Annotated in this window: 17 protein-coding genes; 8 read left to right on the plus strand and 9 right to left on the minus strand. The window is 74.3% G+C overall.

Going from position 1 to position 22,996, the window contains the following annotated elements; genetic code table 11:
- Nucleotides 1-9 precede the first annotated feature (9 nt).
- The gene (locus ACY0MR_RS24980; protein WP_473555456.1) at nt 10-3,696 is read left to right on the plus strand and encodes a S8 family serine peptidase; all 3,687 of its coding nucleotides are present in this window, start codon (nt 10-12) and stop codon (nt 3,694-3,696) included.
- A 310-nt stretch (nt 3,697-4,006) separates the two neighbouring features.
- On the opposite strand, the gene ACY0MR_RS24985 is transcribed toward ACY0MR_RS24980, so the two are convergent.
- The 4 genes from ACY0MR_RS24985 to mreB form a co-directional block, all read right to left on the minus strand.
- A complete protein-coding gene (locus ACY0MR_RS24985) occupies nt 4,007-5,455 on the minus strand; it encodes an acyl-CoA synthetase (protein WP_473555458.1) in 1,449 nt (482 codons plus the stop codon).
- Between the two features lie 68 nt (nt 5,456-5,523).
- Entirely contained in the window at nt 5,524-6,759 is a 1,236-nt protein-coding gene (locus ACY0MR_RS24990; protein WP_392863487.1) for an MFS transporter, read from the minus strand.
- A gap of 105 nt (nt 6,760-6,864) precedes the next feature.
- Nucleotides 6,865-8,478, minus strand: a complete 1,614-nt coding sequence (locus ACY0MR_RS24995) for a GAF domain-containing protein (protein WP_473555461.1) — start codon at nt 8,476-8,478, stop codon at nt 6,865-6,867.
- Nucleotides 8,479-8,532: 54 nt separating this feature from the next.
- Nucleotides 8,533-9,594, minus strand: a complete 1,062-nt coding sequence (gene mreB / locus ACY0MR_RS25000) for a rod shape-determining protein (RefSeq protein WP_388799139.1) — start codon at nt 9,592-9,594, stop codon at nt 8,533-8,535.
- A gap of 253 nt (nt 9,595-9,847) precedes the next feature.
- Here mreB and ACY0MR_RS25005 point away from each other — a divergent pair, with 253 nt between their 5' ends.
- A complete protein-coding gene (locus ACY0MR_RS25005) occupies nt 9,848-10,903 on the plus strand; it encodes an SCO2400 family protein (RefSeq protein WP_473555463.1) in 1,056 nt (351 codons plus the stop codon).
- Nucleotides 10,904-10,948: 45 nt separating this feature from the next.
- On the opposite strand, the gene ACY0MR_RS25010 is transcribed toward ACY0MR_RS25005, so the two are convergent.
- Nucleotides 10,949-11,857: an NAD(P)-dependent oxidoreductase gene (locus tag ACY0MR_RS25010; protein WP_404085570.1), complete on the minus strand. Its 909-nt coding sequence runs from the start codon at nt 11,855-11,857 to the stop codon at nt 10,949-10,951.
- 71 nt (nt 11,858-11,928) lie between these two features.
- Here ACY0MR_RS25010 and ACY0MR_RS25015 point away from each other — a divergent pair, with 71 nt between their 5' ends.
- Complete coding sequence (locus tag ACY0MR_RS25015; RefSeq protein WP_361859983.1) at nt 11,929-12,336, plus strand: MerR family transcriptional regulator; 408 nt, start codon at nt 11,929-11,931, stop codon at nt 12,334-12,336.
- A 119-nt stretch (nt 12,337-12,455) separates the two neighbouring features.
- Here ACY0MR_RS25015 and ACY0MR_RS25020 read toward each other — a convergent pair whose 3' ends face one another.
- A complete protein-coding gene (locus ACY0MR_RS25020) occupies nt 12,456-12,893 on the minus strand; it encodes a MarR family winged helix-turn-helix transcriptional regulator (protein WP_361859982.1) in 438 nt (145 codons plus the stop codon).
- A 113-nt stretch (nt 12,894-13,006) separates the two neighbouring features.
- On the opposite strand from ACY0MR_RS25020, the gene ACY0MR_RS25025 reads away from it, so the two are divergent.
- The 3 genes from ACY0MR_RS25025 to ACY0MR_RS25035 all read left to right on the plus strand — a co-directional run bounded on the left by ACY0MR_RS25025 (nt 13,007) and on the right by ACY0MR_RS25035 (nt 15,518).
- Nucleotides 13,007-14,026 carry an NADP-dependent oxidoreductase gene (locus ACY0MR_RS25025; RefSeq protein ID WP_388799153.1) on the plus strand — a complete coding sequence of 340 codons (1,020 nt, stop codon included), beginning with the start codon at nt 13,007-13,009 and terminating at the stop codon, nt 14,024-14,026.
- Nucleotides 14,027-14,090: 64 nt separating this feature from the next.
- Nucleotides 14,091-14,513 (plus strand): organic hydroperoxide resistance protein, encoded by a 423-nt coding sequence (locus ACY0MR_RS25030; RefSeq protein ID WP_148004235.1) that lies wholly within the window; start codon nt 14,091-14,093, stop codon nt 14,511-14,513.
- A 168-nt stretch (nt 14,514-14,681) separates the two neighbouring features.
- Nucleotides 14,682-15,518 carry an EI24 domain-containing protein gene (locus ACY0MR_RS25035; RefSeq protein ID WP_392042773.1) on the plus strand — a complete coding sequence of 279 codons (837 nt, stop codon included), beginning with the start codon at nt 14,682-14,684 and terminating at the stop codon, nt 15,516-15,518.
- 83 nt (nt 15,519-15,601) lie between these two features.
- Here the strand turns inward: ACY0MR_RS25035 and ACY0MR_RS25040 are convergent, their stop codons facing one another.
- A complete protein-coding gene (locus ACY0MR_RS25040) occupies nt 15,602-16,564 on the minus strand; it encodes a LysR family transcriptional regulator (protein ID WP_388799160.1) in 963 nt (320 codons plus the stop codon).
- Nucleotides 16,565-16,710: 146 nt separating this feature from the next.
- Here ACY0MR_RS25040 and ACY0MR_RS25045 point away from each other — a divergent pair, with 146 nt between their 5' ends.
- The gene (locus tag ACY0MR_RS25045; RefSeq protein WP_388799163.1) at nt 16,711-18,900 is read left to right on the plus strand and encodes a M4 family metallopeptidase; all 2,190 of its coding nucleotides are present in this window, start codon (nt 16,711-16,713) and stop codon (nt 18,898-18,900) included.
- Nucleotides 18,901-18,996: 96 nt separating this feature from the next.
- On the opposite strand, the gene ACY0MR_RS25050 is transcribed toward ACY0MR_RS25045, so the two are convergent.
- Both ACY0MR_RS25050 and ACY0MR_RS25055 read right to left on the minus strand, forming a co-directional pair.
- The gene (locus ACY0MR_RS25050) at nt 18,997-19,722 is read right to left on the minus strand and encodes a carbon-nitrogen hydrolase family protein (protein ID WP_388799166.1); all 726 of its coding nucleotides are present in this window, start codon (nt 19,720-19,722) and stop codon (nt 18,997-18,999) included.
- A 7-nt stretch (nt 19,723-19,729) separates the two neighbouring features.
- On the minus strand, nt 19,730-20,329 hold the full coding sequence (locus ACY0MR_RS25055) for a TetR/AcrR family transcriptional regulator (RefSeq protein ID WP_473555469.1): 600 nt from the start codon (nt 20,327-20,329) through the stop codon (nt 19,730-19,732).
- Between the two features lie 151 nt (nt 20,330-20,480).
- Between ACY0MR_RS25055 and ACY0MR_RS25060 the strand changes: the two genes are divergently transcribed.
- Complete coding sequence (locus ACY0MR_RS25060) at nt 20,481-22,964, plus strand: glycoside hydrolase family 3 protein (protein ID WP_451061260.1); 2,484 nt, start codon at nt 20,481-20,483, stop codon at nt 22,962-22,964.
- Nucleotides 22,965-22,996 lie beyond the last annotated feature (32 nt).

Genomic DNA, 22,996 nt, shown 5'->3' on the forward strand with positions numbered 1-22,996 from the left:
GTTCGAACGATGACGTCGAGGACCACACCCTTCGACAGGGGGAGAGCCGCGCTGATCGCCGCGGGCGTCTCCCTCGTGATGCTCTCGGCCGGGCAGACCGCCGCCGCCGGGACCACCGCCACAGCCGTCCCGGACACCTTCAAGAGGACGGCGGCCGGCAGCACCGTCACCCTCGTCACCGGCGACCGCGTCACCCTCACCGACCTCGGCGGCGGCCGGCAGACCGTCACCGTCGACCGGGCCGCGGGCGCCACCGGCGCGATACGCAGCCGGATCTCGAACGGCCGGGTCACGGTCGTGCCCGACGAGGCCCGCCCCTACCTGGACTCCGGCGCCCTCGACCCGCGGCTCTTCGACGTCACCGGTCTCGTCGAGCAGGGCGTCACCGGCGAACTCCCGCTGATCGTCACGTACGGCGGCAAGGCCGCCCGCACCGCGGCGACGGCCCCGCGCGGCGCCGAGACCGTCCGCCCCCTGCCCAGCATCGGCGGCGCCGCCGTCACCGCCACCGACCCCGCCGCCTTCTGGCGCGGCTTCACCGCGGCCTCGACCGCGCGCTCCGCCGCCCCCGCCAAGGTCTGGCTCGACGGCCGGGTCAAGGCCGCCATGGCCGAGTCCAACGCCCAGATCGGCACCCCGAAGGCCTGGGAGGCCGGGCTCACCGGCAAGGGCGTGAAGGTCGCCGTCCTCGACACCGGCGCCGACCTCGGCCACCCCGACCTCGTGGGCCGGGTCGCCGAGTCGAAGTCCTTCATCGAGGGCCAGGAGGTCGCCGACCGCGACGGCCACGGCACCCACGTCGCCTCCACCGTCGGCGGCAGCGGCGCCGGTTCGGACGGCGCGGAGAAGGGCGTCGCCCCCGGCGCCACCCTGGCCGTCGGCAAGGTCCTCAGCGACGAGGGCTCCGGCAGCGAGTCGCAGATCATCGCGGGCATGGAGTGGGCGGCCAAGGACGTCGACGCGAAGATCGTGTCGATGAGCCTCGGCTCCCGCGAGGCCAGCGACGGCACCGACCCGATGGCCCAGGCCGTCGACACCCTCACCGCCGAGACCGGCGCCCTCTTCGTCATCGCCGCGGGCAACTCCGGCGCCCCCGGCTCCATCGGCTCGCCCGGCGCCGCCGACTCCGCGCTCACCATCGGCGCCGTCGACTCCGCCGACGAGGCCGCCTACTTCACCAGCCAGGGTCCTCGCCACGGCGACCAGGCCCTCAAGCCCGACCTGTCGGCGCCCGGCGTGGACATCCTCGCCGCCCGCTCCCAGCTCGTCCCCGGCAGCGGCCTCTACACGTCGATGAGCGGGACGTCCATGGCGACCCCGCACGTCGCCGGCGTCGCCGCGCTGCTCGCCGAGAAGCACCCCGACTGGACCGGCGCCCAGCTCAAGAACGCGCTGATGTCCTCGTCGAAGACGCTCGACGCCTCCTCGTACGCCCTCGGCTCCGGCCGCGTCGACGTGCCCGCCGCCATCGCCGCGGACGTGACCGCCACCGGCTCCGCCGACCTCGGCTTCGTCGCCTGGCCGTACGAGACGAACGAGCCGGTCACCAGGACCGTCACCTACACCAACTCCTCCGACGCCCCGGTGGAGCTGGCCCTTGCCGTCGAGGGGATGCCGGCCGGAGTGGCCGCACTCGCCGACACCACCCTCACCGTTCCCGCCCACGGGACCGCGAGCACCACCGTCACCGGCGACGGCGCCAAGGCGCCCGTCGGCCAGTCCTCCGGCCGGGTCACCGCCACCGCCGCCGGCGCGGTCGTCGCCCACACCGCGCTCGGCCTCGTCAAGGAGGAGGAGCGCTACACCCTCACCGTCCACGTCAAGGACCGCGACGGCGCCCCCGCCCCCGCCTCCCTCGGCGTGCAGCAGCTCACCGAGGGGGTCGATCCCTTCCCGGCCGCGGTCGGCGAGTCCGGCACCCTCGAACTCCGCCTGAAGCCCGGCACGTACGCCGTCGACACCTTCCTCGACGTCCGCGGCTCCCACGGCGCCGACTCCCTCGGCCTCGGCTTCCTGTCCGAGCCGGAGATCACCCTCGACCGCGACCGCGAGATCACCCTCGACGGACGGCAGCTCCGCGAGATCCGCGCCGAGGTCGACAAGCGCACCGAGACCCGCCAGCTCCTGATGGAGTTCGACCGGAAGGCCGGCGGCGCCTCCTACGGCGGAGCCGTCCAGGTCCCGGCCGTGTACGACTCGATCTTCGCGGCGCCCACCCGCAGGCCCGCCACCGGCACCTTCGAGTACCGGACCGTCTGGCGCCTCGGCAAGCCGATGCTGGAGGCCGGAGTCGACGGCTCCCGCCTCTCCGACGCCACCCCGCAGGCCGGCGCCGCCCTCCTGGAGGGCGGCCACCGCCTCGGCCTCGTCGACGCGGGCACCGGCACCCCCGCCGAGTACGAGGGCAGGAAGGTCACGGGCAAGGCCGTCCTCGTCCGCCTGACCGACGGAGCGGACCCGGCGCAGATCGCCCAGACCGCCCAGGACGCGGGCGCCAAGGCCCTGTTCGTCACCGACGACCGGCCCGGCCGGCTGATGAAGTGGTTCGGCACCGCCGACTACCAGGACCGGCCGCTCGCCGTCGCCACCGTCAACGCCGCCGACGGCCGCCGCCTCGCCGCCGGCGCCGCCCGCGGCAAGCGCGTCGACCTGACCGGCACCCGCTTCACCCCGTACACCTACGACCTCTCCGAGGGCCACCCCGGCGCCATCGGCAAGGACCTCGTCTTCCGCCCCGGCAAGGACGAACTGGCCACCATCCGCTCCACGTTCCGCATGCCGACCAGGCGCGAGGAGCTGGGCGGGGAGTTCCGCTTCTCGATCACCGACACCTTCCCGATCGGCTTCGGCTTCAAGGAGTGGATCGCCTTCCCGACCGAGCGCACCGAGTACGTCTCCACCGGCACCGGCCAGCGCTGGCACGAGTCCGTCGACCTCGGCGAGTCCCTGGAGCAGCGCGGCGGCACCCCGTCCTACCGGGGCGGCAGCCGGGTGGACCTCGACTGGTTCGGCCCCGTCTGGCACCCCTGGCTGGGCACCGGCCTCGGCTGGGGCCAGCAGCGCACCGGCAACGACCTGCGGTTCAACACCCCCGGCTGGGGCGACTCCGGCGCCGACCACACCGGCTTCGGCAACGTCTGGAACGACGAGTCGATGACCCAGTACACCGAGGTGTACGTGAACGGGACCCGCGTCGACCGCAAGATGAGCTCGGGCGCCTACGCCTGGGACGCCCCGGCGGAGGAGTCGACCTTCAGGGTCGTCACCGACACCACGCTCGACCCGGCGCGCTGGCGGCTCGCCACCGAGGGCCACAGCGAGTGGACCTTCCGGTCCGCCGAGACCCCGGACGACAGGATCACCTACCTGCCGATGCTCAACCTCGGCTTCGACGTGGACACCGACCTCCACGGCGACGTCCGCGCCGGGCACAGGCTGCCCGTCGGGATCTCCGCCGAGTACGTGAAGGGCGCCTCCGGCACCGGGACCATCACGGGCGCCACCCTGGAGGTCTCCTACGACGAGGGCAGGACCTGGACGAAGGTCGCCCTCCGGAAGGCGCGGCACGGCGCCGCCTGGGACGGCGAACTGCGCGTGCCGTCCGGCGCCGGGTCCGTCTCGCTGCGGGCCGGGGCGAGCGACGACCGGGGCGGCTCGGTCACGCAGGAGCTGATCCGCGCGGTGGGCGTGAAGTAGCCCGCCGGCACCCCCGGAAGACCGGGCCCCCTCCCCGCCCCGCGCGGGAGGGGGCCCGGTGCGCGTCGGAGAGGGCCCGGGCCGTGGGGGAGGGCTCGGCCCGTGCGGAACGGGCGGGCCCGTGGGGGAGGGCTTCCGACGCCGACGCCGGAGGGGCCGGTTCGTGGGGATGGCCCGGCCCGCGGGGGAGGGGCCGCGGCTCGCGTCGGAGGGGGTCCGGGCTCGTGCCGGAGGGGGTCCGGGCTCGTCCGAGGGTCCGGGCTCGCGCCGGGGGCTCCCGGCGCGCGCCGGACGGGCCCGTTCCGTCCCTTCAACCCCTCTCGACCAGCGCCTTCTTGAGGACCTTCCCCATGTCGTTGCGCGGCAGGGCGTCCAGCCGGCGCACCACCCGGGGCCGCTTGTGCGGGGCGAGCAGACCGGCGACGTGGTCGGCGAGCTCCTCCGCCGTCGGAGGGCTCCCGGCGTCCTCCGGCACCACCCAGGCCACGATCCGCTCGCCGAGGTCCGGATCGGGCTCGCCGGTGACGGCCGCCTCGCGCACCCCGGGGTGGTCGAGCAGCGCGTTCTCGATCTCGCCCGCCCCGATCTTGTAGCCGCCGCTCTTGATCAGGTCGGTGGCCTTCCGGCCCACCAGCCGCACGGTGCCGTCCGCCTCCCGGACCGCCATGTCGCCGGTGCGGAACCAGTCGCCGTCGAAGGCCTCCGCCGTCGCCGCGGGCCGGCCGAGGTAGCCGGAGAACAGGTTCGGGCCGCGCACCTGCACCTCGCCGACCGTCTCCCCGTCGTACGCCCCGGACACCGCGCCGTCCTCGTCCACGAGACGCAGCTCCACGCCCGCGAGCGGCACCCCGACGGTTCCGGGGCGCGGCTCGGCGCCCGGCAGGACGCTCGTGTTCATGAGCGTCTCGGTCATCCCGTACCGCTCCACGACCGTCCGGCCGGTCGCCGCCGCGATCCGCTCGTGGTCGTGCACCGGGAGCGCCGCCGACCCGGAGACCAGCAGCCGCGCACCGGCCAGCGCCCCGACCAGGGCGGCGTCGTCGGCGAGCGCGTCCGCGAGCCGGTGGTACATCGTCGGCACGCCGAACAGCATCGTGCCGCCGCCCGGGCCGCCCAGCTCGCGGGCCACGCCCGCCACCGAGAACGCGCCGAGGTGCCGGACCCCGCCGCCCCGGCGCAGCGGCCCCAGGATCCCGAGGATCAGCCCGTGCACGTGGAACAGCGGAAGAGCGTGCACGAGGACGTCGTCGGCCGTCCAGGACCAGGCCCCGGCGAGCGCGTCGAGCGAGGCGGCGATCGCCCGACGGGACAGCAGGACTCCCTTCGGCGGGCCCGTGGTGCCCGAGGTGTAGACGATCAGGGCGGGCGACTCGGGATCGGCCGTCTCCGTGACCGGCGGCCCGCTCGCCGTCGGGTCCACGACGATCCAGGGGAGTCCGGCGAGCCCGGCGGGCAGCTCGTCCGCGGCGCCCGCGAGCACCGCCGAGGGCCCGCTGTCGCCGAGGATGTGCGCCAGCTCCCGCTCGCCCGTCCGCGGGTTGAGCGGTACGGCGGGGACCCCGGCGAGCAGGGCGCCGACCACCGCGACCGCCGTGTGCGCGGTCGGCGTGGCCCAGACGGCGACCCGGCCGGCGCCCTCGATCCGGGCCGCCACGGCCCCCGCGGCCCGCGCGAGCTCCTCGTAGGTCAGGGTGACCGGCCCGCAGCTCAGGGCGGGCCGGTCGGAGGGGGCCTCCAGGGCGGGGAAGAGCGCACTCACCGGTCGTACTCCTCGTGGTCGTCGAGGGCGTCGGTCGCCGGTGGCCCATTGTGCCCGGAGGCCCGCCCTCAGGGGCGGCCCGCCGTGATCTTCGAGGGCTCCGGCGTCGGGTCCCCGCCCTCCGGGCGGATCCCGCGCATCCGCCCCCAGGCGTAGACGCAGCCCGCGAGCGCCAGGTCCGACAGCAGCATGAAGCCGATCGAGTACGAGCCCTTCGCGCTGTAGATCGCGCCCATCACGAGCGGCGGGAGGAACCCGCCGAGCCCGCCCATCGCGCCGACGATGCCGGTCACGCTGCCGACCTTGGCCTGCGGGGTCACCTGCGAGACCAGCGCGAACACCGAGCCGCTCGCCGTGCCGAGGCCGGCCGCCATGACGAGGAGGGCGATCGTGCCGCCCGGGTTCAGCGGCGGGTCGAAGGCCTGCACGATCGCGAGGAGGGCGACCACGCCGAGCGCCCCGGCGGTGACGAGTGCCGGGTGGACCCGGTCCGAGAGCCAGCCGCCGATGGGCCGGAAGACCACGGTCACCAGGGCGAAACCGGCCGCCTTCGTGCCCGCGTCCGTCGGGTCGAGCTCGTACCAGGTCTTGAGGTACGTCGGCAGGTAGACGCCGAACGCCACGATGCCGCCGAAGCCGATCGCGTACAGCGCGGACAGCTCCCACGTCACCCGCAGCCGCGCGGCCGAGCCGAGCCGGGTCGCCAGGGAGGCGGTGGGGACGGGCCGGTCGGGGCGGTCGGTGATGAGGAACGCGGCGAGCACCGCGTACGCCGCGAGCGCGATCGCGACCACGACGAACGGCAGGTTCTCGCCGTGCTTGGCGATGCGCGGGGTGAAGTAGCCGGAGAGCGCGACACCGCCCATGCCCATCCCGAACACGCCGAGCGCCAGGCCGCGCTTCTCCGGCGGGAACCAGGAGTTGACCAGCGGGATGCCGATCGCGAACGTCGTGCCGCCGAGGCCGAGGAGGAAGGCGACGACCAGCAGCAGGCCGTAGGTGTCCTTGACCACGATCAGCAGCAGGACGGGGACGATCGTCAGGGCCGAGACCAGCGGGAACATCAGCTTCGCGCCGTACCGGTCGGTCAGCGCGCCGGCCGGGATGCGGCCGAGGGAGCCGACCAGGACGGGCACCGCGACGAGCAGCGACTGTTCGAAGGAGCTGAGTTCGAGCCGGTCGCCGTACCAGCTGGCGAGGGGCGCGATCAGGTCCCACGCCCAGAAGGTCAGCGTGAAGCCGATGGTGGCCGTCACCAGGTTGCGGTAGGCCGCCGCGGTCGGGGGCTTGGTCTCGGTGTCCACGCCCCCAGTCAAGATCGGGGCCGGACGCGCGGCGCGCGGTGGTGCTCCGTACGGGTGCCCCGTCGGTGGCCCGGTCGCCCGGAGGTCACCGGGGTGTCTCGCCGCTCAGGCCCCGCGAGCCCGGCCTGATCGACGAGCCACCCTCTCAGGCCAGTCCACCGTGGTCGGCGGAGTGCCGTCGTCCGTGACCCGCAGGCGGGCCCCCGGGGCCCCCTCCGCGTCCCCGCCGCCCGGTCCTCCGACGGAGACCTCGACCGTGATCGCGCCGATCCCCGGCCGCCGGTGCGCCGCCGCGAGCGCCCCGCGCAGGGCGGCCAGGAGCCGGTCGGCGGTCTCCTCGCCGATCAGGGTGTCGACGGCCCCCGCGAAGTGCACGGACGGCTGGAAGCCCAGCAGGACCGCCGCCCCGCCGGTCTCCCGCAGCACCCTCCCCCGGAAGGAGGTCGGGGCGTCGGCCGGCGGCTGCTGGAGCGCGAAGATGGTCGTACGGACCTCCTGGATCGTCGAGTCCAGCTCGTCCACGGCCCGCTCCAGCAGCGCCCCGTCGCCCGCCGGGTCCGACGGGTCGGTGGAGTCCGCCGCCCGCCGCCGGGTGGACTCCAGCATCATCTCGGTGGCGAACAGCCGCTGGACGACCAGGTCGTGCAGGTCGCGGGCGATCCGGTCCCGGTCCTCGAACACCGCGAGCCGCTCCCGGTCGTGCCGCGCGTCCGCGAGGACCAGCGCGAGCGCCGCCTGCGAGGCGAACTGCGAGGCCAGCAGCCGGTCGACCGCCGTGTACGCCGGGTCGTCGCGCCGCCGGGGGAGGGCGAGCGTGCCGATGAGCTTCCCGCCGCTCTGCAGGGGCAGCATCATCGACGGCCCGAAGCGGGACCGGACGTGGGTGGTCATCCGGGGGTCGGTCGCCGAGTCCTCGACGAACACGGGCTCCCCGCCGAGGAGCTGGACGAGCACCGGGGAGCCGGGGGCGATCGCCGTACCGATCAGGTCGCCGGGGTCGTCCGTCGTCGAGGCGGCGACGATCTCCATCCCGCCCTCGGGGGTGGGCTGGAGGACGACGCCGGCCGACGCCCCGGCGAGGATGCGGGCCTGCTCGGCGACCGTCATCAGGGCGTTCTCGGCGGACGCGCCGGTCAGCAGGGCGGTGGTCACCGCGGCCGCGCCCTCGATCCAGCGCTCCCGCTGCCGGGCGGTCTCGTACAGCCGGGCGTTGCCGATGGCGATGCCGGCCTGCGAGGCGAGGACCCGGAGCAGCGAGAGGTCCTCCTCGGTGAAGCGGCCCTCGCGCTTCTCCGTGAGGTAGAGGTTGCCGAAGACCTCGGTGTGGACCCGGATGGGGACGCCGAGGAAGGAGTGCATCTCCGGGTGCTCCGCGGGCACGCCCGAGGAGCGCGGGTCGGCCGCGAGGTCGTCGATCCGCAGCGGCCGCCGTTCCTGGACGAGCACGCCGAGCACCCCGGTGTGGCCGTCGGGGAGCCGGCCGATGCGCTGCCGTTCCGCGTCCGTCATGCCGCAGGTGAACAGCTCGGTGATGCGGCCGCGCTCGGGGTCGACGACCCCGAGCGCGCCGTAGCGCGCCCCGATGAGGAGGGCGGCGGAGTCCACGATGTGCTGGAGGGTGGAGCGGAGTTCGAGGTCCGTGCCGACGCTGAGGACCGCTTCGAGCAGCATGGGCAGGCGGAGCGCGTCCTCGTCCGTGTCCTCGTCCATGATCGTCATGGTCTCATTGTCGTACGAATCATGCGCTTTCGCGGCGGTGTGTCCGACGGCGGCTCAGTCCTCGTCCGCCAGGGGGTTCCGCTCCGACAGCGGGTCGAGCACCATCGGCTGGACCTTGCCCTCCAGCATCGCGCCCAGGCCGAGGACCGCGCAGACGTCGGGCCGTTCGGCGATGTGCACCGGCATGCCGGTCGCCTCGCGCAGCATCTGGTCGAGGCCCGGCAGCAGGGCGCTGCCGCCGACCATCATGATCCCGCGGTCCGCGAGGTCGGCCACCAGGTCCGGCGGGCAGTCCCGCAGCACCTTCCCGATGCCGTCGAGGACGGCCGTCAGCGGGGTGTGGATGGCCTCCCGCACGGCGGCGGTGTCGACGGTCACGGAGCGGGCCAGGCCCGTGGCGACGTCCCGGCCGTGGATCTCGGTCGAGGCCGGGCCGTGCGGCGTCAGGCCGTTCCCGCTGAGGGCGAGTTGCAGCGGCCGGACCGACTGGCTCGGCAGCATCAGCTCGTGGTGGTGGCGCAGGTGCTGGATGACGGCGTGGTCGATGGCGTCGCCGCCGACCGGCATCCGCTCCGCCGTGACGATCGAACCGAGCGACAGGACCGCGACCTGCGTGGTCGCCGCACCGCACACCAGGATCATCGTCGCGGTCGGCTGCTCCACCGGAAGTCCGCAGCCCACGGCCGCCGCGATCAGCGTGTCCACCAGTTCGACGCGGCGGGCCCCGAGACCGACGAGGGTCTCCACGGCGGCGCGCTGGGCGAGCGGGTCGCTGTCGTGCGGGGTGCAGGCGGCGGCGCGCAGCCGGGGCTTGCGGCGGAGCTGACGGCGCAGCTTCTCGCCGAGGAGGTGGCGGAGCATGCGCTGCGCCATCTCGATGTCGACGACCGTGCCGCCCGAGACCGGGCGGACGACCCTGATGTAGTCCGGGGTGCGGCCGGTCATCTTCTCGGCCAGCGCGCCGACGGCGATCAGCGCTCCGGTACGGGTGTTGACGGCGGCGACGCTCGGCTCGTCGACGACGAGTCCGGCGCCCTTCACGAAGACCCGGGTGCGGGCGGCACCCAGGTCGACGGCGACATGGCAACGACGCAGCTGCTCAAGGCTGACGGTCACGGCGGATCCTCCGGAGTGCGGTGCTGGCACGGGCGAGGGGGGTTCGCGTTACGCGGTCCTCCTGGAATCGTCCGGCCGTCCGGGGCGCGGCGCGCGCTGGGCTGCGCCGCCCGGGGCCCGCGGTGCGGCGCAGCGCAGCAGGTACCGAAGCGGGAGATTCACGACGCACCGCCGACGACCTGCGGTTTCCTCACAGAATCCTCACGTCCGTGGCTACCTGGGGCGGTGTCGGGCCGCATAGCCTGCGGGCCCCATGGACTACTGCCACGCGTGCCGGCGGCATCTCAACGGGGCCCTCGCCTGTGCCGGGTGCGGGACTCCCGTCGAGGAACTGCGGTACGAGACCCCCCGCATACCCGGCCCTCCGGCCGGGCCCGCCCGGGCGTTCCCGTCGGCGGGAACGCCGGCACCGACCGGACCGGCGTACGGGCCCGGTCCCGCGTACCCGTCCGGTCCCGCGTACGCGCCCGGACCGGTGTCCGCACCCGGACCGGCGTCCGCGCCCGGTGCGCAGGGCGGACGCGGTGCCGAGCACGGACGCGGTGCCGAGGACCGGCCCGGTGCGCAGCACGGACCCGGTGCGTCGCACGGGGCCGGCGGGCGGGACGGGCGCGACGACGCGCCGGCTCCCGAGCACGTCTACGAACTGGACGTCCTCGAACCGCCGCGCCCGGCCCCCGGCGGCCGGCGTGCCGCGCGCGGCGCCGCACAGGGCCGCGCCGCCGCGCGGAAGGGCCGCCGGGGACGGAGCCGCCGGGGCCGGGTGGTCCTGGTGGGCACCCTCGGTCTGGTGATCGCGGCCGGTTCGCTCAGCATGGCCCGGCTCGCGCTGGAGGACCCGGAGCGGGCCGGCGCCGCGACGGCGGTGGAGGAACTCGACGTCACGCGGTCCCCGCTCGCCCCGGAACCGGTCGAGAGCACCGAGGCCCCGGGCGGCGGCGACCCGTCGCCGGTCACCTCCGCGCCGAACCGCCCCCGCCGGGTGAGCGCGACCACGAGCACGGGCGCGGGATCCGGCGCGGGCAAGGGCACCGGTACCGGCACCGGTACGGGCTCCGGTACGGGTACGGGGACCGGGAGCGGCGGGGACGCCCCGCGGCGCCCGCCCGCGCCCACCGACCCGGTGACCCGGCCCGCGACCCCCACCGGGAGCCCCTCGGCCACGAAGGCCCAGACGCCCCCCTCGGGCACGCCGACCGCCACCGGTCCGACTCCGACCGCCTCGACCACGGCGACGGCCCCCGCCCCGACCCCCTCGCCCACGCCCACCGAGGAGGAGTGCACCCCCTTCCTCTGGTGGTGCGTCTGAGTGCTGCCGGCCCGCCGGGCGCCGCCGGGCCGGGAGCGCGGGGCGTCAGTCCGTCCCGGGCCTGCCGAACTCCTCGATCAGGACGGGGTACTGCTCCCCGCCGTGGCCCGCGGCGATCGCCCGGTCGGCCATCGCCTTGAACAGCTTCGGCAGTTCGGCGTTCACGCCCAGCGCCTCGCTCTCGCCGATCAGGTGCTCCATCGCCCGCGCGTCGGTCTCCAGGGCCGACACCTCGGCCGGGAAGGAGCCGGCGTCGATCTGCTCGGCGTACCCCGGGAGCCAGTCGGCGACCCCGGCGGCGATCCGCCGGGCGAACGGCGCGTAGGCGGCCGCGTCGACGCCCGCCCTCCCCAGCATGGCCGTGCCCTGGAGCCAGGCGTTCAGGACGCTCCACATCATGGCCAGTCCGGCCACGTCGTACAGGGACGCGAGCCCGTGGTCCTCGCCGAGGTGGCTGACGGTGCCGAGCGCTTCGAGGGCGGGTGCGTGGGCGTCGAAGTCCGCCCGGGGGCCGCTGTGCAGGACGATCGCCTCGGCGGTGCCGATCGCCGGCGGGACGGCCATGACGGCGCCGTCCAGGTAGCGGGCGCCGCGTTCCCCGGCCCAGCGGGCGGTCGCGCGGGCCTGTGCCGAGTCGCCCGAGGTCAGGTTGACCAGGGTCGTGCCGTCGAGCGGCACGCCCTCCGCGCCCAGCAGCTCGTGCACGGCGTCGTAGTCGGTGAGGCAGACGATCGTCAGGGGGCTCGCGGCGAGCGCGTCCCCGATCGAGGGCGCCAGGTGCGCGCCCCGGGCCACCAGGTCGGCGGCCTTGGAACGGGTGCGGTTCCAGACGGTGGTGGGGTGCCCGGCGCCGAGGAAGGCGCCGGCGAGGGCCCGGCCCATCAGGCCGAGTCCGACGACGGTCACGGGTGCGGCGGCGGATGCGTTCACGGGTGCGGCTGCTCTGTCGGTCATGGCAGCATCGTGAACGTTGATACCGGTGTGAAGGTCAAGCGGGCGCGTACGGGATCGAGGGCGAGGCTGCTGTGCGAATAGGGGAGTTGGGCCGTCGGACGGGTGTCCACACCCATCAGCTGCGCTACTACGAGGCCCAGGGCCTCCTGGAGGCCGGCCGGGGGTCCAACGGCTATCGGGAGTACGACGAGAGCGCCGTGCTGCGGGTGCGGCAGATCCGGCACCTGCTCGCCGCTGGGCTGTCCTCGGAGGACATTGCCTACCTGCTGCCGTGCGCGGTCGGCGAGGTTCCGGAGCTGGCGGGGTGTCCCGAGCTGCTGGCCGCCATGCGGTCGCGGATGGGGCGGATCGAGGACCAGATGGAGCGGCTGGCCCGGTCCCGAGACGCCCTCGCCGTCTACATCGACGCGGCCGAGCGCACGGGCGCCGAGAACTATCCGCCCTTCGACGGCTCCGACCGGGAGTCCGTCCCCGCCTGAACGGCGCGCCCCGGGCCCGGGACGCCAAGCTCCGGCGAGCGGCCCGAGCCGGGCCCCGATGAGCCGCCCGGCCAGGAGGCCCGGTCCCGGCCGGCCGGGGCCCGGTCTCCTCCGGAGCCCTAGACGTCCGGCTGGACGCCCAGCATCCGCTTGAGCAGGTCCCGCAGCAGGGTCCGCTCGGCCTCGGTCAGCTCGCCGAGCGGCTCCCGCGCGAAGTCCAGCGACTCGCGCAGCCGGTGCGCCGTCGCGCGGCCCTCCTCGGTCGGGACGGCCAGCTTGACGCGGCGGTCCGCCGGGTCCGGGCGGCGCTCCACCAGGCCGCGGGCCTCCAGGCGGTCCACTATCCCGGTGATGTTGGACGGCTCGCACTTCAGCTTCTGGGCGATGCGGCGCATCGGCAGCGGGTCCAGGGCGAGCAGGCCGAGCACACGGGCCTGCGCGCCGGTCAGCGCGTGCTGCGCGGCGGCCTGCTCGTACTCCTCGTAGTAGCGCGCGACGACCGTGCCGATCAGCTCGACGACTTCGAGGGTCAGGGGGTCCGTGCGTGGGGTGGCCATGCCGTCCATCCTACCCGGATACTTGACAACATAAAATATCGAGGTGCATGGTTGTTTCAGGTAGTGAATCTTTTGTGATCTGAAGTTCTTCGTACTCTCTGGAGGCCGTGCTCATGTCCGTACTTCCCGCGTCCAGCCGTGAGTGGCACCTCGTCGCCCGTCCGCACGGCTGGCCGACCCCCGCGGACTTCGCGCTCCGTGAGACCCCCGTCACCGAGCCCGCCGAGGGCCGGATCCTGGTCCGGAACCTGCACTTCTCCGTCGACCCGTACATGCGCGGCCGCATGAACGACGTGAAGTCGTACATCCCGCCGTTCCAGCTCGACCGCCCCATGGACGGCGGAGCGGTCGGCGAGGTCGTCGCCTCCAACGCCGAGGGCTTCGCCGTCGGCGACCACGTCCTGCACGGTCTCGGCTGGCGCGAGTACGCCGACGTCCCGGCCCAGCACGCCACCAGGGTCGACCCGGCGCTCGCCCCGCTCTCCGCCTACCTCGGCGTCCTCGGGATGACCGGCCTCACCGCCTACGCCGGCCTGTTCGACGTCGCCTCCTTCAAGGAGGGCGACGCGGTCTTCGTCTCCGGCGCCGCCGGTGCCGTCGGCAGCCAGGTCGGCCAGATGGCCCGCCTCAAGGGCGCCTCGCGCGTGATCGGCTCGGCCGGCTCCGACGAGAAGGTGAAGTTCCTCGTCGAGGAGCTCGGCTTCGACGCCGCCTTCAACTACCGGAACGGCCCGGTCAAGGACCAGCTCCGCGAGGCCGCCCCGGACGGCATCGACGTCTACTTCGACAACGTCGGCGGCGACCACCTCGAAGCCGCGATCTCCTCGCTCAACGTGCACGGCCGCGCCACCATCTGCGGCATGATCGCCCAGTACAACGACACCGAGCCGGTCCCCGGGCCGCGCAACATGGCCATGATCATCGGCAAGCGGCTCCGCCTCCAGGGCGTGCTCGTCGGCGACCACTACGGGCTCCAGCAGCAGTTCGTCCAGGAGGTCGGCGGCTGGCTCGCCTCCGGCGAGCTCAAGCACCGCGAGACCTTCGTCGAGGGGATCGAGAACGGCGTGGACGCCTTCCTCGGACTGCTCCGCGGGGACAACACCGGAAAGATGATCGTCTCGGTGACCGGTTAGTCTTCCCTCAGCCGCCGCGATCGTGGGCGCGAGTCGCGGCGAACCCATGAAGGAAGTACCTCGCATGCCGATCCAGCACTCCGACGTCCTGTACACCGCCGTCGCCACCGCCGAGGGCGGGCGTGACGGTCGTGTCGCCACCGACGACGGCAAGGTCGACGTCGTCGTGAACCCGCCCAAGGCCATGGGCGGCTCCGGCGAGGGCACCAACCCCGAGCAGCTCTTCGCGGCGGGCTACAGCGCCTGCTTCCAGGGCGCGCTCGGCGTCGTCGCCCGCAACGAGAAGGCCGACATCACCGGCTCGACGGTCACTGCCGAGGTCGGCATCGGCAAGAACGACGACGGCTTCGGCATCATCGTCAAGATCTCGGCGTCGATCCCGAACGTGGACGCCGAGACGGCGAAGAGCCTGATCGAGAAGGCGCACCAGGTCTGCCCGTACTCCAAGGCGACCCGCGGCAACATCACGGTCGAGCTCGCCGTCTGAGCCACCGGCCGGCCGCCGGCCGATCCGCCGAGGACCGCACCCCGACCCGTCGGGGTGCGGTCCTCGCCGCATGCCCGGCGTCCCCGCCTCCCCGGCGTCCCCGCCTCCCCGGGGGCCCGCGTCCCCGCACCCCCGGGCGCTCCGGGGTCCACCGATAGGGTGAGCCCCATGCGCGATCTCGGGGTGGGTTTCGGTTACCTGGTAAAGGGCCAGAAGTGGGTGGGCACGCACGGACGGTGGTTCGGCTTCGGGCTGCTGCCCGGACTCGTGACCCTCGTGCTCTACGCGGGCGCGCTCGTCGGCCTCGGCTACGGCGCCGACGACCTGGTCTCCTGGGTCACCCCCTTCGCCGACGACTGGACCTCCCCCTGGCTCGCGGCCTTCCGCGGCGCCCTGACCGCCCTGGTCTTCGCCTTCGGCCTCTTCCTCGCGGTCATCACCTTCACCGCCGTGACCCTGCTCGTCGGCCAGCCCTTCTACGAGTCCCTCTCCGAGGAGGTCGACCGCACCGAGGGCGGCGAGGTGCCCGAGTCCGGGCTGCCGCTCTGGCGGGAGCTGTGGATCTCGGCCCGCGACAGCCTGCGGGTCCTGGCGCGGGTCGCCTTCTACGGCGTCCTCCTCTTCGCCTGCGGCTTCATCCCGGTGGTCGGCCAGACCGTCGTCCCCGCCGTCGGCTTCTGTGTCTCCGGCTTCTTCCTCGCCGAGGAGCTGACGGCCGTCGCGTTCCAGCGCCGCGGCGTCGAGCTCAAGGAGCGCCTGACGCTGCTCCGCGGCCGCCGGCTGGCCGTCCTCGGCTTCGGCGTTCCGCTGACCCTCGCCTTCATCGTCCCCTTCGTCGCCGTCTTCCTGATGCCGGGAGCGGTCGCCGGCGCCACCCTGATGGCCCGCGAGCTGGGCGGCGAGACCGGCCGTGACGACCGGGACGAGAACTCTCCGGAGGGCGGCCGCGCGGACGGCGGCCTGCCCGCCTCCGGGGGCAAGGGCGTGCGGCACCTGCCCCGCTGAGGGGGCCGTGACGCGGGCGCCGCGCACTCCGCCGGAGGCCCTCACGCGGCGGCGTCCCGGCCCGTCCGGTCCCGGACGCCGGCTCAGGCGTCGAGGACCGGGTGGAGTTCCGGCCGGGCGTCCCACCACTCCCGGTAGAAGGCGTTGTTGTCCACGTTCGCCAGATAGGCGTGGACCGCCGCCCGGTACAGCAGCTCCGCCTGCCGGGCCGGGACCGCCGCCCTGTTCCAGGCCAGCCGGATCCGGCCCAGGACCGGGTCGCCCTCCAGCGGGCGCAGGACCGTGCCCTCGGCGTGCGGGGCGGTGGGCTGGCTCAGGGAGATCGCCCGGCCCGAGGCGATCAGGTCGTAGTGCATCTTCCGGTCGGCGACCCGGTGCCGCAGCGAGGGCGTGAACCCGGCCTTCGCGCAGGCGGCGACCAGCGCCTCGGGCCCGCCGTCGTCGTCCTCGACGAGCGTCATCCAGGACTCGCCGGCCAGCTCCGCCAGTGCGATCCGCTCCTTCCCCGCCAGCGGATGCGCGGCCGAGAGGCGGACGCAGAACGGCTCCCTGGGGACCAGGGTCCGGGCCGTGGTGCCCTCGGGCAGGGTCACCTCGTGGTCGTTGACCTCCCCGTACAGCACGGCGTCGTACCGGCCCGCGCCGAGCTGCCGGGTCAGGGTGGTGGCCGAGTGCTCCACGGTCACCGCGATGTCCTGACCGGCCATCACCCGCTCCAGCTGCCCCAGCAGCCCGTCCACCAGGACGAGCAGGATGCAGCCGAGGCGCAGCGGGGTGTCGTGGCTGACGGCCCGCGCCCCGGCGGCCAGCGCGTCCATCTCGCCGAGGACGAGCCGCGCCTTGGCGAGGACGAACTCGCCCAGCGGGGTGGGTTCCACGCCGTGGCGGCCGCGCAGGAAGAGCTCCCCGCCGGCGACCCGCTCGATGCGCCGGAGCTGCGCGGAGAGCGCGGGCTGCGAGACCCCCAGCCGGCCGGCCGCGCGTCCCAGACTGCCTGCCTCCGCTATCCGGCAGACGGCCTCCAGATGCCTCAACTCCAGCTGCATTTCAGCAGCGTACGCAGCACCGCGCGGCCGCACCATAACCCGCGTCTTATGCCGGATGAGATGTCCCGAACAAGTCATGTGCACGCCCATACTCGGCGCGACGATCCGTCTCCCCCACCACGATCCCACCCCGATCGGAGCAGACGTTGCACCCCAGCAGACTCACGGCGGCCGTGGCCGCCCTGGCGCTCTCGGCGAGCCTCGCGACCGCCCTCGCCGGCACCGCCACCGCGGCCCCGAAGGCGCAGCCCGTACCCCCGGGCCAGGGCCGGTCCCTCGCGCTCGCCGCCGCCGACGGCGCCGCGGCCAGCGGACTCGACGAGCTCCGGCACGGCACCGACGAGGAGCTCGTCCGGACCTCGGTCACCCCGTGGACGAACGGCCTCTACTACGCGTCGTACGAGCGCACCTACCGCGGCCTTCCGGTCGCCGGCGGCGGCGACGCGGTCGTCCTCTCCGACAGCTCCGGCAAGGTCCGCGAGGTCACCGGCGCCCCGGCGCCCGCCATCAAGGTCTCCACGAAGGCGAAGGTCACCGCGGCCGAGGCCCTCGCCACCGCCCGCGGGCAGCTCGCCTCGGTGGAGAGCGCGAGCACCCCCGAACTGACCGTGCTGCTCAAGGGCGGCAAGGCCGTCCTGACCTGGCACACCCTGGTCGTCGGCCGGACCGCGAAGGACGCCCCGAGCTCCCTCGACACCTACGTCGACGCCCGTACGGGTTCCGTCGCCCGCGCCACCGACAAGATCCTGCACGCCGACGGCCGCGGCTACCACAACGGCAACGTCACCATCGACACCGCCGCGAGCTCCATGACCGACACCAGCCGCGGCGGCTTCAAGTGCGGCGGGCAGAACGGCAGCGCGTACACGGGCTCCTCGCCCTGGGGCAACAACGGCGCCAACGACCTGGTGACCGCTTGCGTCGACATCATGTACGCGGCGCAGAAGGAACACTCCATGCTCAAGGAGTGGTTCGGCTACAACGGGCAGAACGGCCAGGGCGGCATGGTCCCGGCCCGCGCCGGACTCTCCGAGGTCAACGCGTACTACGACGGTACGAAGACGACCTACGGGCGGGCCCAGACCGGCTCGAACCAGCTCACCGGCATCGACGTCGTGGCGCACGAGTACGGCCACGAGATCTTCGACCGGACGCCGGGCAGCGCCGGCTCCTCCAACGAGAACGGCGGGCTCAACGAGTCCACCGGCGACATCTTCGGCGCGCTCACCGAGCACTACGCCAACAACCCGAACGACACCCCGGACTACACCGTCGGCGAGAAGGTCAACTTCTTCGGCGACGGCAAGCCGATCCGGAACATGTACAACCCCTCGCTCGTCGGCAACGACCCCAACTGCTACCCGCAGCTGAACTCGGGCACCGAGGTGCACGCGGCGGCCGGACCGCAGAACCACTGGTTCTACCTGCTCGCCGAGGGGTCGAACCCGGGCGGCGGAAAGCCCAGCAGCCCCATATGTTCCGGCGGTCCGTCCTCGGTGACCGGTGTCGGCATCCAGAAGGCCGGCAAGATCTTCATGGGCGCGCTGCTCATGAAGACCTCCTCCTGGAACCACCTGGCCGCCCGCAGGGCGACCCTGACCAGCGCCAAGAACACCTACGGCAGCACCGAGTGCAACGCGGTGAAGGCGGCCTGGAACGCGATCGGCGTGCCGGCCCAGTCCGGTGAGACCGACTGCGGCGGCACCACCACCCCGGACTTCTCGCTCGCCCTGAACCCCTCCTCCGGTTCGGTCCAGCCCGGTGCCTCCGTCACCTCCACGGTGAACACCAGCACCACCGGCGGCAGCGCGCAGACCGTCCAGCTCTCCGCGAGCGGTGCCCCGAGCGGTGTCACCGTCTCCTTCAGCCCGGCCTCGGTGACCTCCGGCAACGCGTCGACGATGACCGTCCAGGTCGCGGCGGGCACGGCCAACGGCACCTACCCGATCACCGTCACCGGCACGGGCTCCGCGACCCACACGGTCACCTACCAGCTGTCGGTCGGCACCACGACCCCGCCCACCGGCTGCGCGAACTCCGAGCACACCTACCAGGGCAGCCTGACCTCCGGCCAGCGGGCGGTCCAGCCGGACGGCTCCTACTACTACTCGGCGACCTCCGGCACGCACGTCGGCTGCCTGCGCGGCCCGGCCGGCAAGGACTACGACCTCTACCTGCAGAAGTGGAACGGCGCGAGCTGGGTCGACGTCGCCGTCGGCGGCACCGCGACGGCCGACGAGAACACCAGCTACACCGGCACGGCGGGCTACTACCGCTACATCGTCCACGCGTACAGCGGCTCCGGCGCGTACACGCTGGGCCTGAGCGCCCCGTAACGGGGGCGGGGCGGCGTCACGGACCGGGGGTTCCGTGACGGCCTTCCCCGGAGCCGGGCGGCCGTCGTCCCGCGGCCGCCCGGCTCTCCGCGTGCGTCACCGGCGCGGCGGGCCGACCTCGGCGAGGACGAACCCCGGTTCCGTGCCGCCCGCGTCCGCGATCCGGGCCCCGTCCGGTCCCCAGGCGCCGGCCGATCCGCCGCCCACGCCGTCCTCGTTGGCCCCGAGGACGTTGCCGAGCACCACGGACAGGCCGAAGTCCCGGGCCCGTACCGGGTACACCGTCGTGAACGAGTCGTTGTCGGCGGCGAGCACCGAACTCGCCAGGTACACCGCGCAGGCGTCGTCGGCGGCCCGTGCGGCCAGCTCGGGGAAGCGGTTGTCGTAGCAGGTGGCCGTCGCGAACCGCACCCCGTCGAGCGTGAACCGCCCGTCGGCGGTCCCCGCGGCGAAGACCTCCCGCTCGATCCCGTACAGGTGCTGCTTGTCGTAGCGGGCGAGAAGCCCGCCCTCCGGGCCGACGACCAGGGTCGTGATCGCGGGCCGGCCGTCCGCCGTCCGCACCGGCCCGTTGACGACGGCCGCCGCCGACACCGCGCGGCAGGCCTCCCGCACCGGGTCGAGCCGGGGGTCGTCCTCGGTGAGGACCAGCTCGGGGGTGTCCCGTATCAGGGTCGGCTCGTACCCGCTGAGGCAGAGCTCGGCGAAGACGACCACACGGGCGCCCTCGGCCCCGGCGGCCCGGACCAGCCCGGCGACGGTGTCCACGTTGGCGGCGATGTCCCCGGCGACCGGGGCGAACTGGGTGGCTGCGACGATCATGCCCCCATCATGCCGCCCGTCGTCCCGGCGGCGGCTCGTGCTCCGCGCCTCCGTGCAGCAGGCGCAGGAAGTCGCGGAAGGCGGCCGGCATGTCGACCGCCGCCGGGTCCAGGAGCCACTGGTACTGGAGGCCGTCCATCACCGCCGTCAGGAGCGGCGCCGCCCGTTCCGGGCTCAGCCCGCTCGGCAGGCGGTCGCCGAACTCCAGGCGCAGCACCTGCGCCATGTTCGTCCGGACCTGCGCGTACCGCTCGGTGAAGAACTCCCGGGCCGGATGGCCGTCCGTGACGCTCTCGCCGAGGAGCGCGGAGAAGGTCTGCACGATGCCGGGCCGCATCGCGTTGTACTCGACGAGCGACTCGATCAGGTCGAGCCGCCAGCCCTCGCGGTCCCGGCCGCCGCTCGTGTCCCAGCGGTCGCGCTCCTCCAGGACGGCGACCAGCAGCGCCTCCTTGGTCGGGAAGTAGTGCAGCAGTCCCTGCTGGGTGAGGCCGACGCGCTCGGCGACCGAGCCGAGGGTGGCGCCCCGGTAGCCGCGCTCGGCGATCACTTCGAGGGCCGCGCGCAGGATCTCCGCCCGCCGTTCCTCGCTCCTGGCCCGCGCCATCGCCCTGACCCCTCTCCGCTCGTCGCTTCCGCACCTGGACCGTACCCCGCCCGTGGATAACGAAGAGGTAACATCACCTACCGATCTACAGGTAACGCGGTGCACGATGGCGTCATCGGGGTCATCGGTACGTCAACGAGGAGGTACGGCCATGACGGAGACCAGCGCGGGCACGGCAGCGGACACGGCGGTGGACGGTGCGGCCGACACGGCCCGCGAGGAGGCCGTCGAGGCGGCGCTCGCCGCGCTCGACCTGGACACCAAGGCGCGGCTGCTCGGCGGCCAGGACATGTGGTCCCTGCCCGCCCTGCCGGAGATCGGCCTGACGTCCGTGGTCATGTCCGACGGCCCCGTCGGCGTCCGCGGCGTCCGCTGGACCGCCGACGACCCGTCCGTCGCCCTGCCGTCCCCGACCGCGCTCGCCGCCGCCTGGGACCCCGCCCTCGCCCGCCGCGCGGGCCGCCTCCTCGCCCAGGAGGCACGCCGCAAGGGCGTGCACGTCGTGCTCGCCCCCACGGTCAACCTGCACCGCACCCCGCTAGGCGGCCGCCACTTCGAGGCCTACAGCGAGGACCCGCTCCTCACCGGGGCCATCGGCACCGGCTACGTACAGGGCGTCCAGGACGGCGGAGTCGGCACCACCGTCAAGCATTTCGTCGCCAACGACGCCGAGACCGACCGCTTCACCGTCGACAACCGGATCGCCCCGAGGCCGCTCCGGGAGCTCTACCTCGCCCCCTTCGAGGCCATCGTCGCGAACGCCCGTCCCTGGGGCATCATGACCGCCTACAACCAGGTCAACGGCGTGACCATGACCGAGCACCACCAGCTCGTCAACGAGGTCCTGCGCGGCGAGTGGGGCTTCGACGGCTGCAACGTCTCCGACTGGATGGCCGCCCGCTCCACCACCGGCGACATCGCCGGCGGCCTCGACGTCGCCATGCCCGGCCCGCGGACCGTCTACGGCGAGGCCCTCGCCGCCGCCGTCCGCGCCGGCGAGGCCGAGGAGTCCGCCGTCGACGCGGCCGTACGGAACGTCCTGCGGCTCGCCGCCCGCGTCGGCGCCCTCGAAGGAGCCCCGCCCGTCGTCACCGAGCCGCCGGCCGCGATCGACGGCGACGCGCTCGCCCGCGAGATCGCCCGCCGCGGCTTCGTCCTCGTCCGCAACGAGAACGGCGCGCTGCCCCTGCGCCCCGGCGCGACCGTGGCCCTCTCCGGCGCCGCGGCCCGCGACGCCCGCATCCTCGGCGGCGGCTCCGCCCAGGTCTTCCCGGACCACGTCGTCTCCCCGCTCGACGGCATCACCGCCGCGCTCGCCGACGGCGCGCTCACCTACCACCTCGGTGCCGACCCCAGCGAGGAACTCACCCCCGCCGGCTCCGTCTCGCCCGGCTTCACGCTGCGCGCCCGCTGCCGCGACGCCTCCGGCGCCGTGCTCGGCGAGGGCTCCCTGCCCAACGGCCAGGTCCAATGGATCGGCGACGACCTCCCGGCCGGCGTCACCCACGAGGCCCTCGCCTCCATCGAGGTCACCGGCACCTTCACCCCGCGCGAGTCCGGCGAGCACTCCTTCGGCACCCGCGGCCTCGGCGCCTTCACCCTCGCCGTCGGGGGCGAGACCCTCTACGACGGCGTGCAGGCGATGGGCCCGGAGACCGACCCCTTCGAGGCCTTCTTCGGCTCCCCGGTCGAGCGCGCCAAGGTGACGCTCACCGCGGGCGAGACCGTCGAGGTCTCCCTGCTCCACACCCTCGACAAGGAGTTCGCGGCCCCGCTGCCGGCCGTCATGTTCTCCTTCGTCCACCTCGGTCCGCGCCGTGACCCCGACGAACTGATCGCCGAGGCCGTCGAGGCGGCCCGCACCGCCGACACCGCCGTCGTGGTCGTCGCCACCACCGAGCGCGTCGAGTCCGAGGGCTTCGACCGCAAGGACCTCGCCCTGCCCGGCCGCCAGGACGACCTCGTACGGGCCGTCGCCGCCGTCAACCCGAACACCGTCGTGGTGGTCAACGCCGGCTCCCCGGTCGAACTGCCCTGGCGCGGGGACGTGGCCGCGGTCCTGCTCGGCTGGTTCCCCGGCCAGGAGGGCGGCGCCGCCCTCGCCGACGTCCTCACCGGTGCCGAGGAGCCCGGCGGCCGCCTCCCCACCACCTGGCCCGTCGCCCTCGCCGACGTCCCCGTCACCGAGACCACCCCCACCGGGGGCCGGCTCGACTACGCCGAGGGCCTGTTCGTCGGGTACCGGGCCTGGGACCGGGCGGCCGCCGTCCCCGCGTACGCCTTCGGCCACGGCCTCGGCTACACGACCTGGTCGTACGACGCCCTGGCCGCCGGCCCCGGCACCGCGACCGTCCGGCTCACCAACACCGGCGACCGCGCCGGCCGCGAGGTCGTCCAGGTCTACCTGGCGCCCGTGGACGACACCGTGGAGCGCCCGGCCCGCTGGCTGGCCGGCTTCGCGAGCGTCGGGGCGGACCCCGGCGAGACCGTGGAGGCCCGGATCGCGCTGCCCCGGCGCGCCTTCGAGATCTGGGACGAGGAGAAGGACGCCTGGACCCTCGTCCACGGACGCTACGAGGTCGTGGCGGCCCGCTCCCTCACGGACGCCCGGCTGACCGCCACCGTCGAGATCTGATCCCGGAGGCCCCCGAGACCGGCCCCGGGGCG

The organism is Streptomyces sp. JN8 (assembly GCF_055808075.1).